Raw genomic sequence first — 26,851 nt, forward strand, 5'->3', positions numbered from 1 at the left:
GGCCGGTTAATGACCCTGAGATTCGCGCAGGCCGGTTTCCGGCGGCGCCGCTCGGTGTTTCGCGCCGATGACGAAGGCGTCCGGGCTGTTACAGCCCGATGAACACGGCAACCGTCGATTGAGCAACCACGACGGCGATCGGCCGCACCCGCGGGAGCGGCCCGCGGTTCAGTGGCCAAGAGGGGCCGGCCGCGGCGGTGACCCGGATGTCCTGGCTGGGGGAGCCTGATCGGGCTTCACGGGGTGACTGCCGCGGCCGGGGTCTGGGAGGGCGGCCGCCCGGGCCGCTAGACGGCCTCCGCGGCTTCGGGGAGCCGGGCGGCGAGGACGTCGGTGAGCCGGCGCACGTCGGAGACGTCACCGTACTCACGGGCGGCGGTGTCGACGGTCTTGCGCAGTCGCGTGTTCACCCGTTCGGAGCGAACCTTTCCCGCCACGTCGAGGGCCCGGCCGACGAGGACGGTGGCCTGCTCGGGCTCGCGCTGGAGCAGGTGCACGGTGGCCATGCCGATGAGGTTGAGGGCGTAGGAGCGCTGGTGCTCCTCGTCCTTCTCGAACAGTGCGACGGCCTTCGCCATGACGGGTTCGGCGAGGGAGGCGTACGTGGGGCTGCGCCCGGCGACGTAGGCCAGATCGCGGTACGAGTGCGAGTTCTCGCCGTTCAGCTCGGCCTCGGAGAAGAAGCGGATCCAGTCGGGTTCGGGTTCGCCCCCGAAGCCGACGTCGGCGAAGGTGTCCTCGGCCATCCGCACGGCCCGCTTGCAACGGCTGGGCTGCCCCATGTTGGCGTAGGCGCGGGCCTCCATCGCATACAGCATGGCCTGGGTGCGCGGGCCGGCGCAGTCGCGGCTGCCGTACTGCGCGAGGTGTACGAGTTCCAGCGCGTCCTCGGGGCGGCCGAGGTGGATCATCTGGCGGCTCATGCCGGAGAGGATGTACGAGCCGAGCGGCTTGTCCCCGGCCTCCTTCGCGGCGTGCAGCGCGAGGACGAAGTACTTCTGGGCGGTGGGGTGCAGGCCGATGTCGTAGCTCATCCAGCCGGCCAGTTCGGCGAGCTCCGCGGCGACCTTGAAGAGCCGCTTCATGACGGGGGCCGGGTGGTTCTCCTGGAGCAGGTCGGTGACCTCGTGGAGCTGGCCCACCACGGCCTTGCGGCGCAGCCCGCCGCCGCACTGGGCGTCCCACTGGCGGAACATCACGGTGGTGGCGTCGAGGAGGCCGAGCTCGGGCTCGGAGAGCCGGGGCGGGCGGTGGCCGCCGAGGGCGCCCGCCGGCCCTCCCCCTCGCTCCGCCGGGGGGACCCCGACCGCGCGCGGTCCCGGGTCGGCGGCCGGGGCAGGGACGAGCCAGCGCTGCATGGGCTCGATCAGGGCGGGTCCGGCGGAGAGGGCGAGCGAGGTCCCGAGGAAGCCCCGGCGGGCCAGCATCAGGTCGCTGCGGGAGAATTCACCGAGCAGTTCGACGGTCTGCGGGCCCGCCCAGGGCAGGTCGACGCCGGAGACGGACGGGGTCTGGTGGGCGGTGCGCAGGCCGAGCTGCTCGATGGCGACCACGGAACCGAAGCGCTCCGAGAACAGCTCGGAGAGGATCCGGGGGACGGGCTCGCGGGGCTGTTCGCCGTCGAGCCAGCGGCGCACGCGGGAGGTGTCCGTGCTGATGTGGTGGGCGCCCATCTGGCGGGCACGACGGTTGACCTGGCGGGCGAGCTCACCCTTCGACCAGCCGCTGCGGACGAACCATGACGTCAGCTGATCATTACGGTCAGCACACTCGTCGCTCGTTCCGCTTGCGTCGTTGCCGCTCACTGGAACGCCCCCATCCGCATCGCATCTTCCACACGAAACCCTGGCGGGAGCGGCGAGCGCCGCCACGGACCTTCACGAGTCCTTCACGCATTGCCTCCGGCATACCCACGGACGGGTCTGCCTTGGGGGTTCGTGTACCGAAAGTAATCCTACGATCACCCCTCCCGCGAGGTCGATCCCGGAAACGCCACCATTCGCCACCCCTTCGAATGAACTAGTCACCCGCCAGGCGCGATTCACTTGACACAAGGCGAAAACGGATCGGTTGGACTGGAGTGCGCCAGGGGCGCGCGCGGCGAGGAGTGCGCCGGGCCGCGGCAGAGGAACCCCGCGGCGGACCGCCGGCAGCCGGTCCCGCCGATGTCGTAACCACCGGCGCGTCCGACCCGTTGGAGGGGGCATGGGCATGGGCTTCACGATCGGCGGCAGCCGCAGCACCAAGGAGTTCCGTTCCGGCGCCCGGCGCCGGGGCCGGACGTCGGAATGCACAGCCGTGGCGGAGTACACGGGGCTGTGGGGCTGGGACGTGGTACCGGGCACCCGCGCCGCCTCACCCGCCGGTGACTGCTCCTGCGGGGACACCGGGTGCGCCGCCCCCGGGGCGCACCCGCTGCCCTTCGCCCCCACCGTCAAGGCGGGGGCCACCCTGGACGAGGTCACCGAGGCCTGGGGCGAGTACCCGGGCGCGGCGGTACTGCTGCCCGTGGGCCGGTCCTTCGACGTCATCGAGGTCTCGGAGGAGGCCGGGCGGCGCGCGCTGGTCCGGCTGGAGCGGATGGGCCTGCCGCTCGGGCCGGTCGTCGTGACCGCGGACGGCAGGGCCCAGTTCTTCGTGGCGCCGGGCGCGGCGGCCGGGCTGCCGCAGCTGCTGTACCGGATGGGCTGGGACGACGCCGACCTGGACCTGCGGGCGCTGGGCCGGGGGGCGTACGTCACGGCGCCGCCCTCCGACCGGGCCGGCCTGGGCCAGGTCGGCTGGCTGCGCCCGCCCGCGCTCGATTCCGCCGCGAGCCCGCCGCAGGCCCGGCTGCTGCTGGGCACCCTCGCCTACATCTGCCACCGCTTCCGCGGATAGGCCCCGCCAAGAAGCCCCCGTACACGCCCGTGCCCCTGTCCTCCGGCCGGAGGACAGGGGCACGGGCGTGCGTACGGACCGCTCAGTCGCCGATCAGGGCGTCCACGAACGCCTCCGGCTCGAAGGGCGCCAGGTCGTCGGCGCCCTCGCCGAGGCCGACGAGCTTGACCGGGACGCCGAGCGCGCGCTGGACGGCGACGACGATGCCGCCCTTGGCGGTTCCGTCGAGCTTGGTCAGCACGATGCCGGTGATGTCCACGACCTCCGCGAAGACGCGGGCCTGGGTCAGGCCGTTCTGCCCGGTGGTGGCGTCCAGCACGAGCAGGACCTCGTCCAGCGGGCCGTGCTTCTCGACGACGCGCTTGACCTTGCCGAGCTCGTCCATGAGACCGGTCTTGGTGTGCAGGCGGCCCGCGGTGTCGATGAGCACCACGTCGGCGCCCTCGGCGATGCCCTCCTTGACCGCGTCGTAGGCGATCGAGGCGGGGTCGCCGCCCTCGGGGCCGCGTACGGTACGGGCGCCCACGCGCTCGCCCCAGGTCTGGAGCTGGTCGGCGGCCGCCGCGCGGAAGGTGTCGGCCGCGCCGAGCACCACGCTGCGGCCGTCGGCGACGAGGACGCGGGCGAGCTTGCCGGTGGTGGTGGTCTTGCCGGTGCCGTTGACACCGACGACCATCACGACGGCCGGGGTGTCGGCGCCGCTCTCGGTCTTCACGGCGCGGTCGAAGTCGGTGCCGACCAGGGTCAGCAGCTCCTCCTTCAGCAGCGTGCGAAGTTCCGCCGGGGTGCGCGTGCCGAGCACCTTGACCCGCTCACGGAGCCGGTCGACCAGCTCCTGGGTCGGTGCGACACCGACGTCGGCGATGAGGAGGGTCTCTTCGATCTCCTCCCAGGTTTCCTCGTCGAGGTGCTCCCGGGAGAGCAGCGTGAGCAGCCCCTTGCCGAGGGTGTTCTGCGACCGGGCGAGGCGCGCGCGCAGCCGGACGAGGCGGCCGGCGGTGGGCTCGGGGATCTCGATCCGGGGCGCGGGCGGCGCCTCGATGACCGGGTCCTCGGCCGCGACCGGCGATTCGAGGGCGGTCTCCGCGTCGGGAAGGCCGACCTCCTCGATGGTGCGGCGCGGCTCTTCCGCCGTCTCTACGGCGTCCTCCCCCACCTGCGGTTCGGCAGGCGGAGCAGTGATGGTCGGCGTGCTCGGCGGTGCCGGTGGCGGCAGCTGCTTCTTCTTGCGGCTGCTGACCACGAGCCCGCTGATCACGCCGACCGCGACCAGGGCGATGACTACAGCAAGGATGAGGATGTCCATAACCCACCCAGTATCGGCCACAGCCGCCCCGAAGCCCGGACCTTGGACGTTGCCATCGGACTGTAAGCCGGAATTTGTGGTTTTAGCGGTAAATCAATGATGATGGGCGACTTCCCTCCACGCCCTCTCCACGGAGTACCGCATGCCTGCCGAAGAGACCGCGATCGAGACCCGCGGCCTGGAGCCCGTCCCGGACGGCGAGCGCGGCGGCCGGGTCCGCGAGCTCGTCCCCACCTGGGTCGCCGCCAACATCAGCGTGCTGCTGCTGACCATGGGCGCGGGCCTGGTGATCTTCAACAAGCTCAACATCTGGCAGGTGCTGGTCGTCGCGGTCGCGGCCCCGGTCGTCTCGTACGGGATCGTCGGTCTGATCTCGATCGCCGGCAAGCGGGGCGGCGCCCCGGGCATGGCCCTCTCGCGGGCCGTGTTCGGACAGCGCGGCAACCTCTTGCCGGGCGCGCTGATCTGGGTGGCCCGGTGGGGCTGGGAGACGATCAACGCGGTCAGCGGCGCCTACGCCGTACTGACCGTGCTCGACCTGCTCTTCGGCGTCGAGAGCAGCACCGCCCTCATCGTCGTCACGCTGCTGTTCTTCGTGGGCTGCACCTTCGTGGTCTCGGGCCTCGGCATCAACGCGCTGCGGGTCTGCTCGAAGTGGTCGACGTACCTGTTCGGCGCCTTCAGCGTGCTCGTCCTCGGGTACCTGGTCGTCACCACCGACTGGTCCGCCGTCTTCGGCAAGCCGGCCGGCTCCACCGCGATGATGATCGCGGGCATCGGCACGATCGCGGCCGGCGGCATCAGCTGGGTCCCGTCCGGTCCCGACTTCACCCGCTACCTGCCCCGTACCGCCTCCTCCGGGGCCATGGTCGGCGCGACGATCGGCGGCGCCGGCGTGGTCGTGCTCCCGATGGTCCTGATGGGTGCGGTCATGGCCGTCGGCACTCCGGACCTGGCCACCGCCCAGGACCCGGTCTCCTTCATCGGCGAGCTGCTGCCGACCTGGATCGCGGTCCCGTACCTGCTCATCGCGCTCGTCGGCATGCTGCTGATCAACTCGATGTCGATGTACTCGGCCGGGTTCACCGCGCAGACCCTCGGCATCAAGGTGCCGCGCGCCTGGGCGGTCAGCGTCAACGCCGTCATCAGCCTGGTCTTCGGTTTCCTGCTGATGGTGGTCGCGACCAGCTTCTTCGGTTCCTTCATCTCCTTCCTGACCCTGCTGGCCGTGGCCTTCTCCGCCTGGATCGGCGTCTTCGGCGTGGACATGCTGCGCCGCAGGACGTACGACGGCGCCGCGCTCCTGGACACCACGCGGACGAGCGCCTATTGGTACAAGGGCGGCTTCGCCTGGCAGGCGATGACCGCGTGGGCCCTCGCCCTGCTGGTGGGCCTGCTGTTCACGAAGGTGGACTGGTTCGCCGGGCCGCTCGCCGGCACCTGGATCGGGCACAACGGCCTCGGCTGGGCGGCGGGCATCGTCACCTCCGGCGTGCTGTACGCCGTGCTGCCGCGCACCGCCCCCGGGGCTCCCGCGGCGCAGGCGGCCGAGGATCGCGAGCCCGCCGGATCCCTGTCCAACTGACGCTGCGTCAGCTAACGTCCCCCTTCGCCCGCCCACCCACATCCGGCGAAGGGGGACTTCTCCATGCCCATCACCGTGGCCCGGTTCAATCTCGTCGACCCGAACGGCACCCCCGAGTCCCTCTCCGCCCGGTACAAGGCGGCGCTGGAGATGGCGAGGTACGCGGACGACCGCGGGATCGACACCGTCCAGACCGAGGAGCACCACGGCGCCGGCAACAACTGGCTGCCCTCCCCGTTCGCCTTCGCGGGCGCGGTCTTCGGTGCGACCCGCCGGATCGCGGTGACCGTCTCGGCGATCATCGGCCCGCTGTACGACCCGCTGAAGGTGGCCGAGGACATCGCCGTCCTGGACCTGCTGAGCGGCGGGCGCCTGGTCACCGTCGCCGGCATCGGCTACCGGCCCGAGGAGTACGAGCAGCACGGCGTGGAGTGGGGCCGGCGCGGCAGGCTCCAGGACGAGCTGCTGGAGACCCTGCTGAAGGCGTGGACGGGCGAGCCGTTCGAGTTCCGCGGCCGCACCGTACGGGTGACCCCGCGGCCCTTCACCCGGCCGCACCCGATGCTCCTGGTCGGCGGGAGTTCACAGGCGGCGGCGCGGCGCGCGGCCCGGCTCGGGCTGCCGTTCTTCCCGAGCGCCCACCTGCCGGAGCTGGAGGCGTACTACAACGCGCGGCTGACGGAGTACGGCACGGAGGGCTTCTGCATGATGCCGGCGGCCGAGACCCCGCTGCTGCACATCGCCGAGGACCCCGACCGGGTCTGGGCCGAGTACGGCGAGTGTTTCCTGCACGAGGCGGGCATGTACGCGTCCTGGCAGTCCAAGGACATCCGCAGCGCCGTACGGTCGAAGGCGCGCTCGGTGGCGGAGCTGCGCGCGGAGGGCGTGTACCGGATCCTCACGCCGGAGCAGGCGCTCTCGTACGCCCGGGGCGCGGGCGAGACGGGGAACCTGGTGCTGCACCCGCTGTGCGGCGGGATGCCGCTGGACGAGGGCTGGCGCAGTCTGCACCTGCTGTGCGAACAGGTACTGCCCCGGCTCAAGGACTGAGCCGGGGCAGTATCGAGGAGAGGGGTGTTGGCGGGGGTGGTTACCCCATCTCCTCCAGCGCCTTGCCCTTGGTCTCCGGCACCCACTTGAGGATGAAGGGGATCGAGAGCAGGGCGAAGACGGTGTAGATGACGTACGCGCCGGACAGGCTCCAGTCCGACAGGGACGGGAACGACACGGTGATGACCCAGTTGGCGATCCACTGGGCCGCGGCGGCGACACCGAGGGCCGCCGCCCGGATGCGGTTCGGGAACATCTCGCCGAGCAGCACCCAGACCACCACGCCCCAGGACAGGGCGAAGAAGAGCACGAAGGCGTGGGCGGCGATCAGCGCGACCGTGCCCTGGGTGCTGGGGATCGAGATGGTGCCGCCGATCTCCTCCTTGAAGGAGAACGCCCACGCGCACAGGCCCAGGGAGACGGCCATGCCCGCCGAGCCGATGAGGGCGAGCGGCTTGCGGCCGATCCGGTCGACGAGGACCATCGCGATCACCGTGCCGATGATGTTGATGATCGACGTGGTGAAGGAGTAGAGGAACGAGCTGGTCGGGTCGATGCCGACGGACTGCCACAGCGAGGAGCTGTAGTAGAAGATCACGTTGATGCCGACGAGCTGCTGGAAGACGGAGAGGCCGATGCCGATCCAGACGATGGGCAGGAAGCCGAAGCGGCCGCCCAGCAGGTCCTTGAAGGTGGACTTCTGCTCCGAGCGCATCGCGTGCTCGATCTCGGTGGCACGCGCGTCGATGTCGATCTTCGAGCCCTCGACCTCGCGCAGCACCTGCTTGGCCTGCTCGGTGCGGCCGACGGAGATCAGGTAGCGGGGGGACTCCGGGATGACGAAGGACAGCAGCCCGTAGATCACGGCCGGGACGACCATGACGCCGAGCATCCACTGCCAGGCCTCCAGGCCGGCGATCTCACCGCGCTGGTCGCCGTCGGCGAGGTTCAGCAGGCCCCAGTTGACGAGCTGGGAGACGGCGATGCCGATGACGATGGCGGCCTGCTGGAAGGAGGCGAGCCGGCCGCGGTAGGCGGCCGGGGACACCTCGGCGATGTAGGCGGGGCCGATGACGGAGGCCATGCCGATGCCGAAGCCGCCGATGACGCGCCACATCGCCAGGTCCCAAAGGGCGAACGGAAGGGCCGAGCCGATGGCGCTCGCGGTGAACAGGACGGCGGCGATCTGCATGCAGCGGATGCGGCCGATCCGGTCGGCCATGCGTCCGGCCGTGGCGGCGCCGATGGCGCAGCCGATCAGCGCGGCGGCGATCACCTGGGCGAGCGCCGCGGACCCGACGTCGAACCGTTCACGGATGGCGACGACCGCGCCGTTGATGACGGAGCTGTCGTAGCCGAACAGGAAACCGCCCATCGCCGCGGCCGCGGCGATGAAGATGACGTGCCCGAGATGGTCGGGGCGTGCCGCCCGGCCGCCGCCCGACGCGGGTGCGTTCGCTGTGCTGGTCAAGATGCGCTCCTGGGCCCGGCGCCGACGGCGGGCGGTGTGGGGGTGTGCTTCTGTGCGCGTGTTCCTCCAGTGGCGCACAGCAAACTGCTCACCACCACCTGAACGTCGGACACGGCACAGCAGAGCCTATGGCTTCACTTTCTGAAGTCAATAGCGAAGAGGAAGCGGCTGCATGTGAGTGAAGAGGGCCACAGCGTTCACTTCCTGAAGCGAGCTGGTCAGCGCAGCCGCTGGCTGATGACCTTGGAGACCCCGTCGCCCTGCATCGAGACGCCGTAGAGCGCGTCGGCGACCTCCATCGTCCGCTTCTGGTGCGTGATGACGATCAGCTGGGAGCTCTCCTGGAGCTCCTCCATGATCCGGATCAGCCGCTGCAGGTTGGTGTCGTCGAGCGCGGCCTCGACCTCGTCCATCACGTAGAACGGGCTGGGCCGCGCCTTGAAGATGGACACCAGCAGGGCCACGGCCGTCAGCGAGCGCTCGCCGCCCGAGAGCAGTGACAGCCGCTTGACCTTCTTGCCCGGCGGGCGGGCTTCCACGTCGACCCCGGTGGTCAGCATGTTGTCGGGGTCGGTGAGGACCAGTCGGCCCTCGCCGCCGGGGAACAGCCGCGAGAAGACCCCCTCGAACTCCCGGGCCGTGTCACGGTAGGCCTCGGTGAAGACCTGTTCGACGCGTTCGTCGACCTCCTTCACCACTTGAAGGAGGTCGGCGCGCGTCTTGCGGAGGTCCTCCAACTGCTCGCTGAGGAACTGGTGGCGCTCCTCCAGCGCCGCGAACTCCTCCAGTGCGAGCGGGTTGACCTTGCCGAGCTGCTGGTATGCGCGCTCGGCCGCCTTGAGCCGCTTCTCCTGCTGGGCGCGGACGAAGGGGCCGGGCAGGTTCCGGGGGTGCTCGGCGTCCTCGGGCAGCGTCTCGCCCTCGGCGGGCGGGGAGGGCGGCACCGGCTGGTCGGGCCCGTACTCGGCGACGAGCCCGGCCGCCTCCATGCCGAACTCCTCCAGCGCCTTGGCCTCCACCGCCTCGATGCGCAGCCGCTTCTCGGCGCCCAGCACCTCCCCGCGGTGCACGGAGTCGGTGAGCTTGTCGAGCTCGCCCTTCAGGTCCCGGCCGCTGTTCCTGGCCGCGGCGAGCTCCTGCTCGCGCAGGCCCTTGGCGTACTCGGCCCCGGCGCGCTCCTCGTCGGCCCTGCGCAGCGACACCTCCACGTGCGCGAGCAGCTGCCGGGCCCCGTCGGCGACCGCCCGGGCCACTTCCGCCTCGTGCCGCCGCCGGGCCCGGCGGCGCTCGGCGCGGATGCGGGCCTCGCGTTCCGCGCGGGCCGCCCGGTCGAGCGAGTCGGCCCTTCCGGCCAGCCCCTTGACCCGCTCCTCGTGGGTCCTGAGCTGCAGCCTGGCCTCCATCTCGGTCTGGCGGGCGTTGGCCCCGTCGGCGGCGAGCCGGTCCCTGACCGCGGAGTCGGGCTCCTCCTCGACGGGCATCTCCTCGGCCGTCGCCAGCTGCTCCGCGCACTCCTCCACGTCCATCAGCGCCTGCTCCAGCGCGTCCTGGGCCTTGGCCGCGGCTGCGGTACTGCGCTCGGCCTCGCCCGCGGCCCCCTTCGCCTGCCCGGCGAGCCGCCCGAGCTGCTGCGCGTGCCCGGCGCGGGCCTGCTCCCCGGCCCGCCGGCGCTCGGCGAGCTCCTCGACCAGGGCCGCCGCGTCCTTCCGTCGCGCCTGGGCGGCCGTCTGAACCTCGCCCAGCTCCAGGCACCGCCCGTCCAGCCGGGCCAGCTCCGCCGCCGCCTCGTCGACGGCCGCCTGTACCTCGATCAGGCTGGGCGCACCGGCGGAGCCGCCGTGCGCGAGGTGCGCGCCGAGGACGTCCCCGTCCACGGTCACGGCCACCGCGTCGGGCCGCGCGGCGACGAGGGCCTCGGCCTCGTCGAGCGTCCCGACCACGAAGTGGTCCCGCAGGACCCACCCCACGGCCCGCCTCGCCTCCGCGTCTCCCCCGACCAGCCCGGCGGCGGGCACACCGGCGGGGACGGCAGCGCCCGGGTCCGAGGCCCGGTCCGGCAGCGGCGGGGCGGACGGCTCGGCCGGGACGTGGCCCGGAGCCTGGCTCCGGGCACCAAGGGCGGGCGGCGGGGTGATCAGGAGGGCGGCGCGGCCGGCGTCCGCACCGCGCAGGTGACGGATCGCCTCGGCCGCCGCCCCCGGCGAGGCCACCGCCAGCGCATCCGCCGCCGAGCCCAGCGCGGCGGCCACCGCGGCCTCGTACCCGGGGGCCACCGACAGGCGCTCCGCCGCCGGTCCCAGCAGCCCTGCCAGCTGCTCCCGCGCCGCGAGCAGCGCGCCCGTGCCGTCCTTGCGGCGCAGGCCGAGCGCCAGCGCGTCCCGCCGTGCCGACACCGCCGCGCGCGAGCGCTCCGCCGCCGTCAGGGCGTCGCGCGCCGCCGTCAGTTCGGCCTCCGCCGCCGCGAGTGCGGCCCGGGCGGCCTCGTACTCGCCCTCCACCGAAGCGTCGTCGAAGCCGCCGACCTCCTCCGCCAGGGCCTCGTACTCCTCCTGCGCGGCCACCGCCCGGGCCTCGGCCTCGTCCCGCGCCGCGACGAGCCGGTCGATCTCGGCCTGCGCGGCGCCCGCCCGGGAGCGGGCCGCGCCGAGCCGCCCCGTCAGCCGTGCCAGCGCCTCACGCCGGTCCGCGATGGCCCGAGCGGCGTCACGCAGCCGCCGCTCCTCCGCGGCCAGAGCCCGCTCCAGCTCCGCCCGGTGCGCGGCCGTGTCCTCCAGCGCGTGGGATGCCGCCTCCAGTGCCGCCGCCAGTTCCGCCTCCTGCTCGCGGATCCGGGCGGCCTCCCTCTCCATGTCCTCCGGGTCGCGCCCCCGCCGCTCCTCCTCCACGCCGGGCGCGGTCGCGCTCTTGACCCGCGCGTCGGCCAGGGACGCGGTCCCCCGTACCCGCTCGGCGAGCTGCGAGAGCTCGTACCAGGTCTGCTGCGCCCGCTGGAGCCGCGGCGCGAGCTCCCGTACGGCCTCCTCCAGTTGCGCCTCGCGCCGCAGCGCCTCGGCGAGCCGGGCCTCGGCGGCCTCCTTGCGCTCCTTCAGCGCCGCCTCGTCCGCGATCTCCGCGTCGAGCGCGCGGCGCAGCGTGACCAGGTCGTCGGCGAGCAGCCGGAGCCGCGCGTCCCGCAGGTCCGCCTGGATGACGGCTGCCCGCCGGGCCACCGCGGCCTGTCGGCCCAAGGGCTTCAGCTGGCGCCGCAGCTCTTCGTTGAGGTCCTGTACGCGCGCGAGGTTGGCCTGCATCGCGTCCAGCTTCCGCAGCGCCTTCTCCTTGCGCTTGCGGTGCTTGAGTACGCCGGCCGCTTCCTCGATGAAGGCGCGGCGCCCCATGGGATCCGCGTGCAGGACGGAGTCCAGCTGGCCCTGTCCGACGATGACGTGCATCTCGCGGCCGATGCCGGAGTCGGAGAGCAGCTCCTGGATGTCGAGCAGGCGGCAGGTGTCGCCGTTGATCTGGTACTCGCTGCTGCCGCCGCGGAACATGATCCGGGTGATGGTGACTTCGGCGTACTCGATGGGCAGCGCGCCGTCGGAGTTGTCGATCGTGAGGGAGACCTCGGCCCGTCCGAGCGGCGGACGTCCTGTGGTCCCGGCGAAGATGACGTCTTCCATCTTCCCACCGCGCAGGGACTTGGCCCCTTGTTCGCCCATGACCCAGGACAGCGCGTCCACCACATTGGACTTGCCGGAGCCGTTCGGGCCCACGACACAGGTGATGCCGGGTTCGAAGCGCAGGGTGGTGGCGGATGCAAAGGATTTGAAGCCGCGCAGGGTCAGGGACTTGAGGTGCACGCCGCCGGACTCTACCTTTCGCGTTCGGTTTCACCCATGAAGGTGCAGGGCACAACTGACCTCAAAAGGAATCAGCCGCCCACCTGGCCTCATGCCGTGGGGCGCGGCGCCGAAAGAAAGAAGGGACGCCGGAGCGTCCCTTGCAGATCATGCGGGGCTGGAGTCGAGCGACGAATTGAGCGGATCAGGTGAGCGCAGGCTCCGCCTGGGGTACGTCGATCTCGATGCTGTCGAGCAGCGAGTCTCCGTCGTGCTGAGCGGCGGCCGCGTTCAGCGCGTCATTTTCGGACTGAATCCGTACGAGCTCGGACTCAAGGTCCTGGACGCGCTGCTGAAGCCGTCGCATCTCGGCGAGGAGTCGCGGATCGGAACCGCCGACGTAACCGAGAAGCGCCTTTGCCATGATGGATGGTCCTCCACACTGAGTGACCGACCGAAGCGGTGTGGGTCGTGAGGGAATCGCACCCGCGGATGTCCGGCAGCGACTGACAGTCACTGCGCTTACTACTGCCAACACTGCCAAACAGCTCAGGTGCGCGGGGCTTCCAGCGTCTCACCAAAAAGTTTGACGGTCAACACGATCACGCCCCGTATCGGCGGGCGGCCCGGGCCCCGCAAGGGGCGTGGAGATCATCCTCGTCTCCGAGCCTTCCACGGATCGTCCGCGTCGGCAACGCGTCGACGGAGAATGCGCAGATCCGACCGTGTGCGGACGATCTCAGGGTGTGATCAGTACATGATCAGGCGATCCGTCATCTGATCGCGAACCCGTCGTAGCCACCGCGCGGTGTGCCCCAGATCTCTGTCACTCCGTTCACCTGGCCGGGCGTGTCGGACGACTGCAGCCAGTCGAGCAGCCGGTGGCAATTCTCACGTTGACCTTCCGCCACCACCTGCACTCGACCGTCGTCGAGATTGAGCGCGAAGCCGACGATCCCGCCGATCTCCAGAGCGTTCTCCCTGGTGAACCAGCGGAAGCCCACTCCCTGCACACGGCCGCGCACCCAGGCGATCAGGCGGACATCTTCATTCATGCGTGAACGCTAACGGGGCAAACACTTTCGGGGCACATCGCCCCCCTGGCCCCACTGCCGTACAGTCGCGCACCAATGAACTCACCCGTTTGGGTGAGTTAGGACGATCTTGACCTGGTTAAGGAAGGCACGTCGCCGATGGGACGCCACCGACTCCACGCCGCACCGAACCGCGGCGGCAAGCGCGGCACCGCCCTGCGCACCGGCCTGCTGGGCGTCTCGGTGGCCGTGGCCCTCGGGACCGCGGCCGTCACCACCGGCATGGTGCCGGTCGGCAGTTCCTTCCCCTATGTGGGAATCGCCGGTTCGGGTTCCGCCGACAAGACGGAGGCAGCGGCGAAGCCGTCGCCGAGCCGCGCACACAGCACGCCGGAGCAGCAGGGGGGCCTCGCCAACCTGTCCGGCCGCGCCTCCGCGGGCACGGGTACCGCCGCCGGCCCGTCGGCCTCCCCGTCCCCTTCCGCCTCGCCCTCGCCGAGCGCCTCGGCCTCACCGAGCCCGTCCGCGTCGGCTGCCGCGCCGGTTTCCGCCGCGCCCTCGCCGAGCGCCTCGGCCTCGGTCTCGGCGAAGCCCAGCGCGAAGCCCGCCGCCAAGCCCGCCGCGAAGCCCGTCGCCAAGGCCCCGGCGAAGCCCGCCGCGAAGCCTGCCGCCAAGGCTCCGGCGAAGCCCGCTCCTGCTGCACCGTCGAAGCCGCCCGTCCAGGTGTCGGCCGCCGCGCCGGTGCCCAGTGACGGCCACTCCGCGGAGGAGGCCGCGGTGGTGACCCTGGTGAACCAGGAGCGCGCGATGGCCGGGTGCGGTCCGGTCCGGGCGAACCCGCCGCTCGCGGCGCTGGCCGAAGCCTTCAGCAAGGACATGGCCGTCCGCGGCTTCTTCGACCACACCGACCCGGACGGCAACACGCCCTGGGACCGCGCGACCAAGGCCGGGATCTCGGGCCTCGGCGGCGAGAACATAGCCCGTGGCCAAGGAGACGCCGAGGCCGTGATGAAGGCCTGGATGAACAGCCCGGGCCACAAGGCGAACATCCTCAACTGCGAGTTCCGCACCCTGGGCGTCGGCGTCCACATCGCCGCCGGCGGCCCCTGGTGGACGCAGGACTTCGGCTTCTAGAGCCGAAGAGGGATCAGAGCGCGGCCAGCGCCGCGCGGCCCGCGACGACGACACGGGTGTGCTCCGCGACGCGCCGGCCCAGGTGCTCGGCAGTCGCGATGTCGGCCTTGTGGACCGCGTCCGCGCCCTCGTCCGAGTTGGACTGCGCGGCGGCGCCGGCGAAGACGCCGAGGCGGTTGAGGTCGTTCTCCGAAGCGGTGCTGGAGTTCCAGCCCGGCTTCAGGCCCAGGTTGACCCAGCTCATGCCGTGCTGCGCGGCCAGGATCTGGAAGAACTGCAGGGTGTGCAGCTTGTCGCCGCTCTTGGAGGCGGAGTTGGTGAACCCGGCCGCCACCTTGTCCTGCCAGGCGTCGCCGAACCAGCGCTTCGAGGTGGCCTCGGCGAAGACGTGGAAGGCGCCGGAGGCCGTGCCCATGTAGGTCGGGGAGCCGAAGACGATCGCGTCGGACGCGTCGAGCAGCGCCCACTGCGCGTCGTCGATCTCGTCGACCTTGATCAGGTGGACCGTCGCGCCGGCCTCGGCGGCGCCGTTGCGGACCGCTTCGGCGACGACGGCGGTGTGGCCGTAGCCGGAGTGGTAGGCGATCGAGACGACGGGGGTGTGCGTGGTTCCGGACAAGGCGGTTCTCTCCCTCGGAAAGTGCTCGCCGCACACGGGGCGTGGTGCGACGGAAGAAAGACAACCACTAACTTTTCGAAAGCGCAACCCATTGGATAGCGCTGCACGAGGGTACGCTCTTCTCATGGACACACCAGCGTTCTGCACCGAAGCCGACGGATCCGAACTGCCGTTCGATGCATTCGCGCGCGCCTGCCCGTCCCGCGAGACCCTTGAGCACGTCACCGGTCGCTGGGGCAGTCTCACCGTGGGCGCTCTGCGCGAGGGCCCGTGCCGCTTCAACGAGCTGCGCCGCCGGGTGGAGGGCGTGAGCGAGAAGATGCTCTCCCAGACCCTGCACGCGCTGGAGCGCGACGGCATCGTCAACCGCGAGGCGCAGCCGACGAACCCGCCCCGCGTGGACTACGAACTGACCCCGCTCGGCGCCGAGGTGGCGGACCGTCTGCTCTCCCTCATCCACTTCCTGGAGGGGAGCATGCCGCAGGTGCTGACCGCCCGGCAGACCTACGACGACACGCGCGGAGCCCGCTGACAGCGCGGGCAGAAGTAGCTGGACCTGTTCATCCAGGGGCGGCGGCGCATCGGTGTGCCGCAGCGCCGGCAGGGCTCGTCCTCGCGCCCGTAGGCGTCGAGCGAGCGGTCGAAGTAGCCGGACTCGCCGTTCACGTTGACGTAGAGGCTGTCGAAGCTGGTGCCGCCCACGTCGAGGGCGGCGTTCATGACGTCCCGGACATGGCCGAGGAGTTCCGCGCTCCGGGGGCGCGTGAGGGTGGCGGTCGGGCGCTCGTAGTGCAGCTTGGCGCGCCACAGCGCCTCGTCCGCGTAGATGTTGCCGACGCCGCTGATCAGGGACTGGTCGAGCAGCGCCCGCTTGACCGTGGTCCGCTTGGCGCGCAGCGCCAGGTGGTAGGCCCCCTCGTCGAAGAGCGGGTCCAGGGGGTCGCGCGCGATGTGCGCGATGACGTCGGGCAGCCCGTCGGGCGTGTTCTCGTGCAACGAGAGCCCGCCGAAGGTCCGCTGGTCCACGAAGCGCAGCTCGGTCCCGGCGGCGCCCGCGGCGGAGCCGCTGTCGGAATCAGTGAACCGCACCCTGATCCGCAGGTGCTTCTCGTCCGGGGCGTCCGCCCGCTGCACGAGCAGCTGCCCGCTCATCCCCAGATGCCCAAGGACGGACAGGTCCCGCTCCAGCAGGGGCAGCCACAGGTACTTCCCGCGCCGCTGCGGCACCCCGATGGTCTGTCCCGCGAGGCGGGCCGCGAAGTCGGCCCCGCCGCCCGGATGGCGCCGTACGGCCCTCGGGTGCAGGACCTCGACGGCCTCGACGGTCCGCCCGGCCACCCAGCGCTCCAGCCCCCGCCGCACGACTTCGACCTCGGGCAGCTCGGGCACGGTGTTCCTCCGGTGGCGATGCGGTTCGGGGCGCTGCCGCCGAGCCTACCGGCCACGCCTCGGCGCCCGGGAAACGGGACCGCCCCGCCCTTGCGAGGCAAGGGCGGGGCGGGGAAATCCCGAAGGAAGGGTCAGGCGTCCTGCGCCGCGTCGGCGGGCTTCGGCGCCCCGCCGTCCTCGGCATCGGCCTCGGTCTCGGCCGAAGCCGGGACCTCGACCGCAGGAGCGGCGGCGGCAGCGGCTTCCGCCGCGATCCGCTCGTCCGCCGCGGTACGGATACCGCGCCAGGCGGATTCCGCCGCCTGCTGTTCCGCTTCCTTCTTGCTGCGGCCGGTGCCGGTGCCGTACGAGACACCACCGACGCGGGCGGCAGCAGTGAAGGTCTTCTCGTGGTCCGGACCGGTCTCGGTGACCAGGTATTCCGGTACGCCAAGACCTTCGGCCGCCGTGAGCTCCTGGAGACTGGTCTTCCAGTCCAGGCCGGCCCCGAGGTTCGAGGACTTCTCGATGAGCGGGTCGAAGAGCCGGTGAACCAGCTCCGAGGCCGCGTCGAGGCCCTGGTCGAGGTAGACCGCGCCGATCACCGCTTCAAGGGTGTCGGCGAGGATGGAGGCCTTGTCCCGGCCGCCCGTACCCTCTTCGCCCCGGCCGAGCCGGATGAAGGAGCCGAGTTCGAGGCCGCGCCCGACCTCCGCCAGCGCGCGCGAGTTGACCACCGCGGCCCGAAGCTTGGCCAGCTGGCCTTCGGGGAGATCCGGGTGGGTCGTGTACAGCGTGTCCGTGACCACCAGGCCGAGCACGGAGTCCCCAAGGAACTCGAGGCGCTCGTTGGTGGGCAGACCGCCGTTCTCGTACGCGTACGAGCGGTGGGTCAGTGCACGCACCAGAAGGGCGGACTCGAGTTGATACCCGAGCCGCCCTTCCAGAAGCGTGTGGGACGAGGCCGCGTTGTTACTGTCTGCCTGCTTCTCAGCGTTGGACAGCTCAGACATTGCGCCTCTCACCAGCCGCTCAGACCTCGAGGACCTGGCGCTTGTTGTAGGTGCCGCAGCTCGGGCACGCAATGTGCTGGAGCTTCGGCTCCTGGCAACGCTCACACGAAACCAGGGTGGGGACCGCAGCCTTCCACTGCGACCGGCGGTGGCGCGTGTTGCTGCGCGACATCTTCCGCTTCGGAACAGCCACGGCTACTTCTCCTGCTTCTCGGCGGCGCCCTGAACTCCGTCAGAGGCAGTGCCGCTCATGTTGTCCTTCTCGCCGTCCTGATCGGTCACGACGAGTCCTTGCAATGCCGCCCAACGGATGTCGACGGCGTCATGGTGGTGGTCCGGGTCGTCGTTCAGGCTGAGCCCGCAATCGGGGCACAGTCCGAGACAGTCCTCCCGGCACACCGGCTGCAGCGGCAGTGCGAGCACCACCACGTCGCGCAGCACGGGTTCGAGGTCGAACAAACCGTCCTCGAGGAAGAGCGTGTCCTCGTCGTCCTCGGCGTCGTCGGCCGGTTCCGCCTTGGAGCGGCTCCGGTCGTCGGCGTCAGGGTACGAGAACATCTCCTGGAAGTCCGCCTTGAGCTCGCGCTCGACGGACTCCAGACACCTTACGCACTCCCCTACGGCCGATGCACGGGCGGTGCCTGTGACAAGCACCCCTTCCATGACCGACTCCAAGCGGAGCTTGAGCTTCACCGGGCTGCCTTCCGGCACCCCGATGACCCCGGCGAGACCGAAGTCCGCCGGTGCCGCGATCTCACGGGACAGCCGCTGCATGGCACCAGGACGCCGGCCCAGCTCGTGCGTGTCGAACACGAGGGGGTTGCGGTGGTCGAGGCGGGTATTCAGGGCCGTTCCTGCTTTCACGGATCGCTAAAGATCAAAAATTCCGCCGCTTGAGGGCAGCATGGACCGCGGTGCATACGCGCGACCGAACAGCCAGGATACCCGGAGCCGCGCTCTGCGCCCAATCCGGGCCTAGCGCCCCTGTTCGTACTGGCGCAGCTGGTCCAGGTTGATCATGCTCGTGTCGAAGAAGCTGGTCTCGTCGAGCGAGGGCTGCTGAGCCTGCGGCTCCTGGTACGCGGAGTACGGGTCCGGCTGCTGCTGGTAGCCCGCGTAGGGGTCGGGCTGCTGCTGGTAGCCCGCGTAGGGGTCCTGGTGGTCCTGGTAGGCGTAGCCGTCCTGCTGCTGCGGCTGCTGGTAGGCGTACGTGTCGTACGTCGGCTCCGGCTGGGCCGGGATCGGCGCCTGGAGCTGCTGGGGCTCGGCCAGGCCGGCCAGGAAGTCCGCGTCGCTCGACGAGCGGGTCTGCTGCCCGCCCGCCGCGTCCTGGGCGGCCATGTGCGCGCCGAGGTCGTCCGTGGGCACCCGGCCCAGCAGCTTCTGACGGCCGCGCCCGACGGCCTCCAGGGTCTTGGAGAGCACCGCCTCGAAGGTCGCCAGCTTGGTGTCCACGTACGCGTCCGCCTGCTGCCGCTGCGTCTCGGGGTCGTGGCTGCGCTCGGGCGCGTCCGCGTCGGGGTAGCCCTGCTCGTCCAGCCCCGGACCGCGGCCCAGCAGCTTCTCGCGGCCCCGGTCCACCGAACCGATGGTCTTGGTCAGCACGACCTCGAAGTTGGCGAGCTTGCTGTCGACGTAGTCGTCGGCCTCGGCCCGGATCTCCTCCGCCTCCCGGCGGGCCTCGTCCAGGATCCGGTCCGCCTCGGCCTGGGAGCGCCGCGCGATCTCGGTGTCGGAGATCAGCGAACCGCGCTGGCTGTGGGCCGACTCGATGATCCGCTCCGCCTCCCGGCGGGCCTCCTCGACCATCTGCTCCCGGCCGCCGATGAGCTCCTGCGCCTGCGCGAGCGAGCCGGGGAGCGCCTGGCGGACCTCTTCGAGCTGGGCGAGCAGCTCGGCGCGGTTGATGACGCAGGAGGCCGACATGGGCATGGACCGGGCCCCGCCGACGGCCGCGACGATCTCGTCGAGCTTCTTCTGCACGTCCATGGGGGCTCGCACTCTCTCGGCCTCAGGCGGTTCCTGAGACGGACGGGTCGACTTTAAGGCCGGCGGGCGGGCCCCCGACACCGACTGACGGACCGTCAGTCGCTCAGCGGGCGCGCAGCCGCTCCATCAGCGCCGTGTGCACGTGCGCTGGCAGCAGGTGGGCCACATCGCCGCCCCAGGCGGCGACCTCCTTGACCAGCGAGGACGACAGGAAGCTGTAGGTGGGGTTCGTCGGCACGAACAGCGTCTCGACGCCCGACAGCCCCATGTTCATCTGGGCCATCTGGAGCTCGTAGTCGAAGTCGCTGACGGCGCGCAGGCCCTTGACGATGGCCGGGATGTCCCGCTGCTTGCAGAAGTCGACGAGCAGGCCGTGGAAGGACTCGACCTGGACGTTCCCGTAGTCGGCCGTCGCCTCGCGGATCAGCTCGATCCGCTCCTCGACGGTGAACAGCCCCTGCTTGGACTGGTTGATCATCACGGCGACGTGGACCACGTCGTAGAGCCGGGAGGCGCGTCCGATGATGTCGAGGTGTCCGTTGGTGATGGGGTCGAAGGACCCCGGACAGACGGCGCGGCGCAACTGAACTCCCTCGTTCATGAGTCTTCGCTGGTGAAGGCGGCGCGACCGTACCAAAGGGTGCCCTCGCCGTACTTCCGCGACCGGAGCGGCTCGAAGCCCTCGGGCCACGGGAAGACGCCGCTCCTGGTGCTGCGCTCCACGGTGACGAGCGCATCGCCGGTGAGCCAGCCATTGGACCGGAGTGTGAGGAGGATCTCGCGGAGATCCCCGTGGTCCACGGCGTACGGCGGGTCCAGGAAGACGATGTCGTACGGGTCCCCGGCCGCGGTGGCCGCCACGATCTGCTCGGCCTTCCCCGACCGGAACTCGGCGCCGGGCAGGCCCAGCGTCCTGATGTTGTCGCGGATCGCCTTGGCGGCCTTGGCGTCGGCCTCGACCAGCAGGGCGTGGGCCGCGCCGCGCGAGAGGGCCTCCAGGCCGACGGCCCCGGAGCCGCCGTACAGGTCGAGCACCCGGGCCCCTTCGACGCCGTGCAGCGACTCCCAGGTGGAGAAGAGCCCTTCGCGCATCCGGTCCGAGGTCGGCCGGGTCCCGGTGCCCGGGGGCACCGTCAGCCGTCGCCCGCCGGCGCTGCCGGCGATCACGCGGGTCATCTGGGGGGTCCTTCAATCGTCGGAGGGATCGGGCACCCCCATTGTCAGCCCTTCTCCAGGTACTGCTCCCGCTCGGTGTCCAGCAGGGCGTCCAGAGCGGTCCGCAGGCCCGGCAGCCGCTCCAGCTCGGGATCGTCGGCGACGACGCGGGTTGCCTCCTCCCGGGCCTGGGCGATGACCTCCTCGTCCTCGATGACGGCGAGCATCCGCAAGCTGGAGCGCACCCCCGACTGGGCCTGGCCGAGCACATCGCCCTCACGGCGCTGCTCCAGGTCGATCCGGGAGAGCTCGAAGCCGTCCAGGGTGGCGGCGACGGCGGCCAGCCGGGCCCGGGCGGGGCTCGCCTCGTGCATCTCGCTGACCAGCAGGCACAGGCCGGGCGCGGAGCCGCGGCCGACGCGGCCGCGCAGCTGGTGGAGCTGGGAGACGCCGAACCGGTCCGCATCCATGATCACCATGACGGTGGAATTCGGCACGTTCACCCCGACCTCGATGACGGTCGTGGCGACCAGCACCTTGACCTCGCCGGCGGCGAACCGGCGCATCACGTCGTCCTTGTCGGCCGGGTCCATCCGGCCGTGCAGCACCTCCACCGACAGCCCGGCGAGCGGACCGCGAGTGAGCTGCTCGGCGATGTCCAGGACGGCGAGCGGGGGCCGCTTCTCGGCGTCGTCCTGCGCGGAGGCCTTCTTCTTCGGGTCGTCCTCGCCGTCGCCGATCCGCGGGCAGACCACATACGCCTGGTGACCGTTCCCGACTTCCTCGCGGACCCGCTCCCAGGCGCGGGCGAGGAAGTGCGGCTTGTCCTTGGCGGGCACCACGTGGGTGGCGATCGGCGAGCGGCCGGCGGGCAGCTGGTCGAGGACGGAGGTCTCCAGGTCGCCGAAGACGGTCATGGCGACGGTGCGCGGGATCGGGGTCGCGGTCATCACCAGCAGGTGCGGGGGCTGCTTCCCCTTGGACCGCAGCGCGTCGCGCTGCTCCACGCCGAAGCGGTGCTGTTCGTCGACGACGACCAGGCCGAGGTCGTGGAACTGCACCTTGTCCTCGATCAGCGCGTGCGTGCCGATCACGATCCCGGCCTCGCCGGTGACGAGGTCCAGCAGGGCCTGGCGCCGCGCGGGCATCCCCATGGACCCGGTGAGCAGCACGACCTTGGTGCCCTGGTCGGAGCCGCCGAGCATGCCGCCCTCGGCGAGCTCGCCCATCATCTCGGTGATGGAGCGGTGGTGTTGCTGGGCGAGCACCTCGGTGGGCGCGAGCATCGCGGCCTGCCCGCCGGAGTCCACGACGGCGAGCATGGCCCGCAGCGCGACCATCGTCTTCCCGCTGCCGACCTCTCCCTGGAGGAGGCGGTGCATGGGGTGTTCGGTGGAGAGGTCGTCGAAGATCTCCTTCGAGACGCTCTGCTGGCCCTCGGTGAGCGTGAAGGGGAGCTTGGCGTCGAAGGAGTCGAGCAGGCCGCCCGGGGTGGGGCGGCGGGGGACGGCCGGGAGCTGGGAGTCGGCGTGCCGGCGGCGGGCGAGGGCCACTTGCAGGACGAAGGCCTCGTCCCACTTCAGGCGCTGGCGTGCGTCGTCGATGTCGGCCTTGGTGGCCGGCCGGTGGATCTTCAGCAGGGCTTCGGTGAGCGGGACCAGCCCGCGGCCCTCGCGCAGGGCTGCGGGGAGCGGGTCGAGCACCTCCTGCGCGCTGGGCAGCACCGCGTCCACGCACTTGGCGATCTTCCAGGACTCCAGCTTCGCGCAGGCCGGGTAGATCGGAATGAGCTGCCCCGCGAAGGCGGCGGCCGCGTCGGACTCGCCGGCCTCCTTGCCGAGCGGCTCGTACGCGGGATGGGCCAGCTGGAGCTTGCGGTTGAACATCGAGACCTTGCCCGCGAACATCGCGCGGCTGCCGGGCAGCAGTTCCTTGTGCGGCTTGTGGACGCCGGCGCCGAAGAAGACCAGCTGAAGGCGCCCGCTGCCGTCGGTGATGGTGACTTCGAGGCGCTTTCCGCCGCCGCGGCCGCCCTGGTAGGTCAGGATCCGGGCGTCGGCGACCTGGGCGACGACGGTCACGTGCTCGTCGATCTGGTCGGCGAGCTCGGCCAGCGAGGTCAGCTCACCGCGCTCGGCGTACCGCCGGGGGTAGTGGTGGAGCAGGTCAAGGGCCGTGTGCAGGCCGAGCTGCTCGGCCAGCACCTTGGCGGTGGCGGGGCCGAGCGTCTTCTTGAGGTCTTCGTCGAGCGCGGGCACGTCTTCCATTGCACACCATGGTGCTGACAAGACCGCTGTTCGGCCCTTACTCCACGCCGATGAGGAGCGGCGCCGAGTAGCGCCCGCCGCGGTAGGTGACGGTGTCCACGGCCAGGTGCCCGTGCTGTACGTACGCCTCCAGGCGCTCGGCGAGGGCGTCCGGCACCTCGGGCCCCAGCACCAGGGTGACGAGTTCGCCGCCGGAGCCCAGCATCCGCTCCAGGACGGCCTCGGCGGTCTCGGTGAGGCCCGCGCCGATCACGGCGACGTCGCCGTCGATGAGGCCGAGCACGTCGCCGGCCTGGCAGATGCCGGCCGAGGTGAAGGACTGCCGTTCGGCGACGGCCAGTTCCGCGTAGCGGGTGGCGCCGGCCGCCGCGGTCATGGCGACGACGTCCTCGTCGAAGCTCCCGTCCGGGTCGTGCACGGCGAGGGCCGCCAGGCCCTGTACCGCGGACCGGGTGGGGATCACGGCCACCCGTACCCCGTCGGCGCGGGCCTCTTCCGCCGCCGCGGCCGCGGCGGCCCGCAGTTCGGCGCCGCCGGGCAGGAGGACCACCTCGCGGGCGTGCGCGCGCCGGATGGCGTCGACCAGCTCCGCGACGGCCGGGACCTCCCCGGGCAGCGCGAGCACGGTGGTCGCGCCCGCCTCCCCGCAGAGCACGGCCAGCCCCTCGCCGGGGACGACGGCGACCACGGCCCGCTGGGCGCGTTCGCCCCGGCCCCGGCGCCGCTCGTCGCCGAAGTGCGTGATGCGTATCCGGTACGGCCGGCCGGCGTCGACCCCGGCCTCCACGGCCGCGCCCGGGTCGTCGACGTGGACGTGGACGTTCCACAGCCCGTCGCCGCCGACCACGACCAGGGAGTCGCCGAGCCCGTCGAGCCGTGCGCGCAGCTCCCCCACGGCCGCTTCGGAGGCCTCCAGCAGGTAGATCACCTCGTACGCCGGCCCGTCCTCCTCCTGCTCGCAGGGGTCCGCCGGCTGCGGTACGGGTACGGCCCGGCCGCGCACCGGCTCGGCGGCCGGCTCCCGGCCGGAGAGCGCCTGCCACAGGGCCCCGAGTACGGCGACCAGGCCGCAGCCCCCGGCGTCGACCACCCCGGCCCGGCCCAGCGCGGCCAGCTGCCCCGGGGTCTCGGCCAGGGCGCCGCGGGCCGCGTCGTAGGCGGCCCGCGCCACGTCGGCGGCGGTCCCGGCGGCGTGCTCGGCGGTCTCACCGGCCCGCGCCGCCGCGGCGGCGACGGTGAGCATGGTCCCCTCCACCGGGTGCGCGACGGCCGCGTACGCCTCCTGCGCGGCCCGGGTCAGCGCCTCGGCCAGCAGCCTGCCGGGCTCCCGTCCGGCGGGCTCGTCGCCGAGTACGTCGGCCACTCCGCGCAGGAGCTGCGCCAGGATCGTCCCGGAGTTCCCCCGGGCCCCGATGAGCGCGCCGTGCGCGAAGGCCCGTACGGCCCGGGCGAGGGAGGTCCCGGCCGTGGCGTGGGTCTCGTCCTCGAAGGCCGCCGTCAGGGCGCGGTCGGCCGATTCGGCGGTGAGGTAGAGGTTGGTGCCGGTGTCCGCGTCGGCCACGGGGTAGACGTTGATCGCGTCGATGTCCTCGCGGGCCCGGCCCAGTGCGGCCAGGGCCAGCGAGCTCCAGGTGCGCACCGCTTCGGCGTCGAGCTCGTCGGTGGGCTGCAGCTGCGGCTCGTGCGGCACCGGGCGTTCCTCCTTGTGCGGGCCGGGGTTCACCGCAGGGTAACCAAGGACTGCCCGTACGTCCGGACCACGGGGCGGGGGCAGCGGCGGTCATGGTAGTTTTCTTGGACGGACGCAGTCGTTGTATGCTGCTCCGGTTGCCCGACGAGAGTCGGGCCATTCCCCCGGCAAACCACTTCAGACTCTCTGATTCCGGTGCGCCGGATTCACTGTAATTGCATCTGAAGTCTTTGGAGTGACCTGTGGCTGCCAACTGCGACGTTTGCGCCAAGGGGCCGAGCTTCGGCAACAACATCTCCCACTCGCACCGCCGCACCTCGCGTCGCTGGAACCCGAACATCCAGCGCGTCCGTGCCGTGGTCAATGGGACGCCGAAGCGCCTCAACGCCTGCACCTCGTGCATCAAGGCCGGCAAGGTCTCGCGCTGACGCCTCACGTCGTAGCGCAGCCCTTTTCGGTTGCCAAAAGGAAGGCCGGTTCACCTCTGGTGAACCGGCCTTTTGCCTTTCCCGGACCGGCCGGGGCTCAGCGCCACCGCCAGGCGTGATCCACCGGGCCGATGCCCCGGCCGAGCGGGAACCCGGCGGCGATGGCGCCCGTGACGTACTCCTTGGCGGCCGTGACCGCCTCCGGGACCGACAGTCCCTTCGCCAGGCCCGCCGCGATGGCGCTCGCCAGGGTGCAGCCCGTGCCGTGGGTGTGCGGGTTGGCGTGCCGGGGGGCCCGCAGCCACCGTTCGTCGGTGCCGTCGGTCAGCAGGTCCACGGCCTCGCCCCCGTGCGCCGCGAGGTGTCCGCCCTTGATCAGCGCCCAGCGGGGTCCGTGGCCGAGGATCGCGTCGGCGGCCCGCCGCATGTCGTCCTCGGTCTCCACGACCACACCCGTGAGTTGCGCCACCTCGTCCAGGTTGGGCGTTGCCACCGTGGCCGCCCTGAGCAGCTCGTTGCGCACGGCGTCCAGCGCCGAGGCGGCCAGCAGCGCGTCCCCGTGCTTGGAGACGCCCACGGGGTCGACCACGACCGGGGCGGGGGTTGCGGCCAGCAGCGCGGCCACCGTCTCCACCAGCACGGCCGAGGAGAGCATCCCGGTCTTCACGGCCTGTACGCCGATGTCGTCCACCACGGCCCGGTACTGGGCCGTCACGGCCTCGGCGGGGAGCTCCCAGGCTCCTCGTACCCCGAGGGAGTTCTGAGCGGTCACAGCGGTCACCACGCTCATCCCGTGCACGCCGAGCGCCAGCATGGTCTTGAGGTCGGCCTGGATGCCCGCGCCGCCGCCGGAGTCGGATCCGGCGACGGTCAGGCACCGCGGCGGGGCGCTGGTCACGGCGCGCCGTCCTCGGCGGCCGGGTCGGCCCCGAAGTGGTCCCAGCCGCCGGTGCTGGTCCACGGGGCGCCGTCCACGGTCACCTGGGGCAGCGCGGAGCGGTTCAGCACCTCCCCGATGACCTTCCAGCGGGCGGGGAGCTTCACGTCCGGCGGGAAGGTCGCCACGATCGCGTGGTCCTCGCCCCCGGTGAGCACCCACTGCAGCGGGTCCACGCCGACGGCCTGCCCGATGTCGTGCATCTGGGTCGGGATGTCGACGGCCGCCGAGCGCAGGTCGATCCGTACCTTGCTGGCCTCGGCGATGTGCCCGAGGTCGGCGATGAGGCCGTCGCTGACGTCGGTCATGGCGGTGGCGCCGAGCCCGGCGGCCGCGGGGCCCGCGTGGTACGGCGGCTCGGGCCGCCGGTGGGCCTCCACGAAGGCCCGCGGGGAGCGGAAGCCGCGCGAGAGCACGGCGAAGCCCGCCGCGGACCAGCCCAGCCAGCCGGTGACGGCGACGACGTCGCCGGGCTGGGCGCCGGAGCGCAGGACGGGCTCGTGGTTGCGCAGGTCACCGAGGGCGGTGATGGCGACGGTGATGGTGTCGCCGCGAACGACGTCGCCGCCGACCACGGCCGCGCCGGCCACCTGGCACTCGTCGCGGATGCCGTCCATCAGCTCGGTGGGCCACGTGACCGGGAGTTCGGCCGGGACGACGAGGCCGAGCAGCAGCGCCGTCGGCACCGCGCCCATGGCCGCGATGTCGGCGAGGTTCTGGGCGGCGGCCTTGCGGCCGACGTCGTAGGCCGTGGACCAGTCGCGCCGGAAGTGCCTGCCCTCCAGCAGGATGTCGGTGCTCGCCACGACCCGCCGGTCGGGGGCCGACACCACCGCGGCGTCGTCGCCCGGACCGAGCCGGACCGCCGGGGTGGTGGTGAGCCGTGAGGTGAGCTCCCGAATGAGCCCGAACTCCCCCAGCTCGCCCACAGTGCCCTTCATCGCTGTGCCCCTTCTTGCCCAGTCCGCTTGCGGTCGCGAGCCGTCACAGCTCTGGGTACCGTCAACAGATACGTCAACTTCTGCTCTCCGTACGCCCCGCTGTGCGTGGCGCCGGGCCCGCAGGTCTCCCCGCGGCGCACGGCGACGCGGTACCGTGGCGTCCCTT

Annotated in this window: 24 protein-coding genes; 6 read left to right on the top strand and 18 right to left on the bottom strand. The window is 71.8% G+C overall.

What is annotated here, in order from left to right; all coding sequences use genetic code 11:
* Window positions 1-287: 287 nt before the first annotated feature.
* Window positions 288-1,805: a hypothetical protein gene (locus tag ACFYOB_RS26385; protein ID WP_388563435.1), complete on the bottom strand. Its 1,518-nt coding sequence runs from the start codon at window positions 1,803-1,805 to the stop codon at window positions 288-290.
* Window positions 1,806-2,211: 406 nt separating this feature from the next.
* Between ACFYOB_RS26385 and ACFYOB_RS26390 the strand changes: the two genes are divergently transcribed.
* Window positions 2,212-2,880, top strand: coding sequence for a bifunctional DNA primase/polymerase (locus ACFYOB_RS26390; RefSeq protein WP_388563437.1), 669 nt, complete (start codon window positions 2,212-2,214; stop codon window positions 2,878-2,880).
* An 82-nt stretch (window positions 2,881-2,962) separates the two neighbouring features.
* On the opposite strand, the gene ftsY is transcribed toward ACFYOB_RS26390, so the two are convergent.
* Window positions 2,963-4,186, bottom strand: coding sequence for a signal recognition particle-docking protein FtsY (gene ftsY / locus ACFYOB_RS26395; RefSeq protein WP_388563439.1), 1,224 nt, complete (start codon window positions 4,184-4,186; stop codon window positions 2,963-2,965).
* Between the two features lie 142 nt (window positions 4,187-4,328).
* Here ftsY and ACFYOB_RS26400 point away from each other — a divergent pair, with 142 nt between their 5' ends.
* Together ACFYOB_RS26400 and ACFYOB_RS26405 are read left to right on the top strand one after the other, a co-directional pair.
* Window positions 4,329-5,771: a cytosine permease gene (locus ACFYOB_RS26400; RefSeq protein WP_388563441.1), complete on the top strand. Its 1,443-nt coding sequence runs from the start codon at window positions 4,329-4,331 to the stop codon at window positions 5,769-5,771.
* 63 nt (window positions 5,772-5,834) lie between these two features.
* Complete coding sequence (locus ACFYOB_RS26405) at window positions 5,835-6,821, top strand: LLM class flavin-dependent oxidoreductase (RefSeq protein ID WP_388563443.1); 987 nt, start codon at window positions 5,835-5,837, stop codon at window positions 6,819-6,821.
* A gap of 40 nt (window positions 6,822-6,861) precedes the next feature.
* Here the strand turns inward: ACFYOB_RS26405 and ACFYOB_RS26410 are convergent, their stop codons facing one another.
* From ACFYOB_RS26410 to ACFYOB_RS26425, 4 genes are all read right to left on the bottom strand, one after another.
* Complete coding sequence (locus ACFYOB_RS26410) at window positions 6,862-8,292, bottom strand: sugar porter family MFS transporter (protein WP_388563445.1); 1,431 nt, start codon at window positions 8,290-8,292, stop codon at window positions 6,862-6,864.
* 218 nt (window positions 8,293-8,510) lie between these two features.
* On the bottom strand, window positions 8,511-12,131 hold the full coding sequence (gene smc, locus ACFYOB_RS26415) for a chromosome segregation protein SMC (RefSeq protein WP_388563447.1): 3,621 nt from the start codon (window positions 12,129-12,131) through the stop codon (window positions 8,511-8,513).
* 184 nt (window positions 12,132-12,315) lie between these two features.
* Entirely contained in the window at window positions 12,316-12,534 is a 219-nt protein-coding gene (locus ACFYOB_RS26420) for a hypothetical protein (protein ID WP_069922122.1), read from the bottom strand.
* Between the two features lie 349 nt (window positions 12,535-12,883).
* Window positions 12,884-13,165 carry an acylphosphatase gene (locus ACFYOB_RS26425; protein ID WP_388563449.1) on the bottom strand — a complete coding sequence of 94 codons (282 nt, stop codon included), beginning with the start codon at window positions 13,163-13,165 and terminating at the stop codon, window positions 12,884-12,886.
* Between the two features lie 138 nt (window positions 13,166-13,303).
* Between ACFYOB_RS26425 and ACFYOB_RS26430 the strand changes: the two genes are divergently transcribed.
* The gene (locus ACFYOB_RS26430; protein ID WP_388563451.1) at window positions 13,304-14,278 is read left to right on the top strand and encodes a CAP domain-containing protein; all 975 of its coding nucleotides are present in this window, start codon (window positions 13,304-13,306) and stop codon (window positions 14,276-14,278) included.
* Between the two features lie 13 nt (window positions 14,279-14,291).
* On the opposite strand, the gene ACFYOB_RS26435 is transcribed toward ACFYOB_RS26430, so the two are convergent.
* Window positions 14,292-14,897, bottom strand: a complete 606-nt coding sequence (locus ACFYOB_RS26435; protein ID WP_328927862.1) for a flavodoxin family protein — start codon at window positions 14,895-14,897, stop codon at window positions 14,292-14,294.
* A gap of 124 nt (window positions 14,898-15,021) precedes the next feature.
* Here ACFYOB_RS26435 and ACFYOB_RS26440 point away from each other — a divergent pair, with 124 nt between their 5' ends.
* Window positions 15,022-15,429: a winged helix-turn-helix transcriptional regulator gene (locus ACFYOB_RS26440; protein ID WP_388563453.1), complete on the top strand. Its 408-nt coding sequence runs from the start codon at window positions 15,022-15,024 to the stop codon at window positions 15,427-15,429.
* Here ACFYOB_RS26440 and mutM read toward each other — a convergent pair.
* From mutM to ACFYOB_RS26485, 9 genes are all read right to left on the bottom strand, one after another.
* Window positions 15,402-16,286: a bifunctional DNA-formamidopyrimidine glycosylase/DNA-(apurinic or apyrimidinic site) lyase gene (gene mutM / locus ACFYOB_RS26445; protein WP_388563455.1), complete on the bottom strand. Its 885-nt coding sequence runs from the start codon at window positions 16,284-16,286 to the stop codon at window positions 15,402-15,404. The genes ACFYOB_RS26440 and mutM overlap by 28 nt on opposite strands.
* Before the next feature lie 131 nt (window positions 16,287-16,417).
* Window positions 16,418-17,278 (bottom strand): ribonuclease III, encoded by an 861-nt coding sequence (rnc, locus tag ACFYOB_RS26450; protein WP_388563457.1) that lies wholly within the window; start codon window positions 17,276-17,278, stop codon window positions 16,418-16,420.
* A gap of 19 nt (window positions 17,279-17,297) precedes the next feature.
* Window positions 17,298-17,471, bottom strand: a complete 174-nt coding sequence (rpmF, locus tag ACFYOB_RS26455; protein ID WP_003965982.1) for a 50S ribosomal protein L32 — start codon at window positions 17,469-17,471, stop codon at window positions 17,298-17,300.
* A 2-nt stretch (window positions 17,472-17,473) separates the two neighbouring features.
* Window positions 17,474-18,142: a YceD family protein gene (locus tag ACFYOB_RS26460; RefSeq protein WP_388563459.1), complete on the bottom strand. Its 669-nt coding sequence runs from the start codon at window positions 18,140-18,142 to the stop codon at window positions 17,474-17,476.
* Between the two features lie 111 nt (window positions 18,143-18,253).
* Window positions 18,254-19,267: a cell division initiation protein gene (locus tag ACFYOB_RS26465; RefSeq protein WP_388563461.1), complete on the bottom strand. Its 1,014-nt coding sequence runs from the start codon at window positions 19,265-19,267 to the stop codon at window positions 18,254-18,256.
* Between the two features lie 103 nt (window positions 19,268-19,370).
* On the bottom strand, window positions 19,371-19,850 hold the full coding sequence (gene coaD, locus ACFYOB_RS26470; protein ID WP_388563535.1) for a pantetheine-phosphate adenylyltransferase: 480 nt from the start codon (window positions 19,848-19,850) through the stop codon (window positions 19,371-19,373).
* Between the two features lie 14 nt (window positions 19,851-19,864).
* On the bottom strand, window positions 19,865-20,443 hold the full coding sequence (gene rsmD, locus ACFYOB_RS26475; protein WP_388563463.1) for a 16S rRNA (guanine(966)-N(2))-methyltransferase RsmD: 579 nt from the start codon (window positions 20,441-20,443) through the stop codon (window positions 19,865-19,867).
* Between the two features lie 44 nt (window positions 20,444-20,487).
* Window positions 20,488-22,689: an ATP-dependent DNA helicase RecG gene (gene recG / locus ACFYOB_RS26480; RefSeq protein WP_388563465.1), complete on the bottom strand. Its 2,202-nt coding sequence runs from the start codon at window positions 22,687-22,689 to the stop codon at window positions 20,488-20,490.
* A gap of 37 nt (window positions 22,690-22,726) precedes the next feature.
* Entirely contained in the window at window positions 22,727-24,379 is a 1,653-nt protein-coding gene (locus ACFYOB_RS26485; RefSeq protein WP_388563467.1) for a DAK2 domain-containing protein, read from the bottom strand.
* Between the two features lie 242 nt (window positions 24,380-24,621).
* On the opposite strand from ACFYOB_RS26485, the gene rpmB reads away from it, so the two are divergent.
* Window positions 24,622-24,807, top strand: a complete 186-nt coding sequence (gene rpmB, locus ACFYOB_RS26490) for a 50S ribosomal protein L28 (protein WP_007266795.1) — start codon at window positions 24,622-24,624, stop codon at window positions 24,805-24,807.
* A 97-nt stretch (window positions 24,808-24,904) separates the two neighbouring features.
* Here the strand turns inward: rpmB and thiD are convergent, their stop codons facing one another.
* Window positions 24,905-25,705 (bottom strand): bifunctional hydroxymethylpyrimidine kinase/phosphomethylpyrimidine kinase, encoded by an 801-nt coding sequence (gene thiD, locus ACFYOB_RS26495; RefSeq protein WP_388563470.1) that lies wholly within the window; start codon window positions 25,703-25,705, stop codon window positions 24,905-24,907.
* On the bottom strand, window positions 25,702-26,685 hold the full coding sequence (locus ACFYOB_RS26500) for a thiamine-phosphate kinase (protein WP_362394032.1): 984 nt from the start codon (window positions 26,683-26,685) through the stop codon (window positions 25,702-25,704). Before ACFYOB_RS26500 ends, thiD begins: the two co-directional genes overlap by 4 nt.
* Window positions 26,686-26,851 lie beyond the last annotated feature (166 nt).

Source organism: Streptomyces sp. NPDC006463, assembly GCF_042870715.1.
Lineage (GTDB): Bacteria > Actinomycetota > Actinomycetes > Streptomycetales > Streptomycetaceae > Streptomyces.